At 35.2% G+C, this 2,001-nt stretch carries 3 protein-coding genes; 1 reads left to right on the top strand and 2 read right to left on the bottom strand.

Annotated features, from left to right (window positions below; genetic code table 11):
* On the top strand, positions 1-863 hold an 863-nt coding region (locus IRE19_RS18340; RefSeq protein WP_238943308.1), incomplete at its 5' end, for a type IV toxin-antitoxin system AbiEi family antitoxin domain-containing protein.
* Here the strand turns inward: IRE19_RS18340 and IRE19_RS18335 are convergent.
* Both IRE19_RS18335 and IRE19_RS18330 read right to left on the bottom strand, forming a co-directional pair.
* A complete protein-coding gene (locus IRE19_RS18335; RefSeq protein ID WP_015085263.1) occupies positions 855-1,748 on the bottom strand; it encodes a nucleotidyl transferase AbiEii/AbiGii toxin family protein in 894 nt (297 codons plus the stop codon). The two genes, IRE19_RS18340 and IRE19_RS18335, sit on opposite strands and share 9 nt — an antisense overlap.
* 42 nt (positions 1,749-1,790) lie before the next feature.
* On the bottom strand, positions 1,791-2,001 hold a 211-nt coding region (locus IRE19_RS18330), incomplete at its 5' end, for a hypothetical protein (protein WP_203341456.1).

Here is a 2,001-nt window from a genome sequence, read left to right as displayed (position 1 = left end):
TTTCTAGGATAGATCTCATTAAAATTTTAGAAGACTTAAAAGAACAAAAGGTTTTAGGACGATCTTTTAAATATGGACGGTTTGTTGATTTGATAACAACCGATCTCCCGATATTGGAAACAGTCAAAGTTGACCTTCCTAATGATGTTAAAACAGAAAGATACGTACTAATCGATTTTACTGTTCATCCTTTTGAAATTGCTTTGAGTCTCAATCCAGGTGCCTATGTTTCTCATTACAGCGCTCTTTTTTTACACGATTTAACCCATAACATCCCGAAAAATATTTATATCAATCGAGAGCAAACTCCTAAACCTAGAGATTCTGAAAATAAAGTGACTCAGCAAAAACTAGACTATGCGTTTAATAGACCGATGAGACAAACCAATCAAATAGCTAAATTCTCTTATAAAAAAAAGAAGTACCAAGTTTTTTTGCTTAACGGAAAACATACTGGACAACTAGGAGTCATAGAATTAAAAACACCACACACACATAGGCCAGTTCGAGTAACTAATCTAGAAAGAACTTTAATAGATTGTGTTGTTCGACCAAAATATGCTGGTGGTGTTGAGGAAATTCTGAATGGTTTTGAACGAGCCAAGGATGATTTATCTGTGAATCGGCTTCTAGGGATATTGAAAAAGCTTGACTATGTTTATTTATACGAGAAATCAATTTATTTTTATCTAAGCAGAACCGGTTATTCTTCCAGTCAGTTAAAAATGGTTTCGGAATCTATAAATAAGAGTGACGAAGCGAGTCTATTTTTTTACTTAGACTATCAAATTCCTGGAAAAGTTCTAGATGAAAATATTGGCATCTATTACCCAAAGAAACTTCAAAATTATGATTTATCCTAGTACTAACTGATGGAGTTCCTCAATGATTTCCAGGTTGTATTCAAAGAGAAATTCGAAGTCCGGGACTGATTCATCGTTAGGAATTTGAGGTACTACCCGATCTTCGTAGTCTCTCTTTAATTCTTCTTTATAATCTCTGATTTTTTTCATCAAATCATAAGATACATCTTTAGCAGCGAACATTTCTTGAAGGATATAGAGATTTTTCGGATTTAAAATTTCTTGACGAAGATCTTCATCATTTTTCTTTAACATAACTGAAATAGCTGAGTAAATATCATATAGGTCACGGGCTCTTGTCTTTTCTTTCGAGGCTAAAGGATAGTCTGGAAGCTGCTGACATAGGGCCCTAATTTTTTCATACACTATCATCAAAGGACTGTAGAGATAAATAGTGTACTCTTCTATTTCCATAGCAATTCTTGGCTCTGTATACTCTTCTAAACTAATATCAATTTCAATTTTCTTCTTGTTGCCTTCCATCGAAACAGCCATAGTAGACAATTTTTGAGCATTATCTTTATGCTTTTCGTAATGTTCGTCTTGAATGACCTTAAATTCAATGGCATATCCGCCCCAATATGGAGGCGATACCTGTTTGGATTTTTTAGGCTTACTGTCAAATTTAAAATCAATTACAGTCAGTTGATGTTCTTTAAATATTTTTTGAAGGCTTTTTTTAAACAATTCTCCTTCAACTTCTTCCGAAATCCTCCTGCCTTGTTTTATGGAGAAATCTATATCCAGAGAAGCACGACTGGTTAAATCCAGTAGCTGCATCGCATTTCCTCCCTTTAATGTCACAATTTCCATTAAATCATCATTTGAAAAAATAGCTTGTACAGCTAGTAATCTATAATCATTCCCTACCAATTCATTGACCATCTTTCTTCCTCCTCAGGACTTTCTAAAATCAGTATTCAAATCCTAGTCTTTGCCCCAAAACTTCCACTTGGATTTTATTGGGGATTTTTTCAATTCGTCCAGGTCACTTTGTAGCTGCTGAACGATGGCCAAAAGCTGTTCTTCCCGTTCCTGGCTCTTTTTCAATTCGTTTTTCATGTCAGCAAGCACTTCCGTATGATCCACCGGATCTGGCAATTGCTGTTTCGGCTGCTGTTGCATCAGCTGCTGCAGG

Origin of the sequence: Planococcus beijingensis (assembly GCF_016820615.1) — a bacterium.
In the GTDB taxonomy this organism is placed as follows: Bacteria; Bacillota; Bacilli; order Bacillales_A; family Planococcaceae; genus Planococcus; species Planococcus notacanthi.
The sequence above is the reverse complement of the archived record's forward strand: the minus strand, read 5'-3'. Positions and strand labels throughout refer to the sequence as shown.